This window comes from Pseudomonas viridiflava (genome assembly GCF_003702045.1).
Taxonomy (GTDB): domain Bacteria; phylum Pseudomonadota; class Gammaproteobacteria; order Pseudomonadales; family Pseudomonadaceae; genus Aquipseudomonas; species Aquipseudomonas viridiflava_C.
In genome coordinates this window covers 1-208 of the sequence record NZ_RBTP01000030.1, presented here as the reverse complement: position 1 = coordinate 208, position 208 = coordinate 1, and the positions used below count along the sequence as shown (strand labels likewise).

Here is a 208-nt window from a genome sequence, read left to right as displayed (position 1 = left end):
ACGTGCGGATATCGCGCTGAACCTGATCAACAAGCTGTATGGGATCGAACGCGACTTGAAGGCCAGTAGCGACGCTGATCGTAAAATCGGCCGTCACGAACATAGCCTGCCGATACTGGCTCAGTTGAAAAGCTGGATCGATAAGACGCAGCCACAGGTCACTGCTCAGAATGCCCTGGGCAAAGCTATTAGTTACCTCGCCAGTAAC

The 208-nt window shown here is 52.9% G+C and carries 1 protein-coding gene; it reads left to right on the top strand.

The features are described from left to right. Window positions 1–208 (top strand): transposase (locus ALP40_RS09905; RefSeq protein ID WP_147478312.1); only part of this gene is annotated, 208 nt, incomplete at both ends.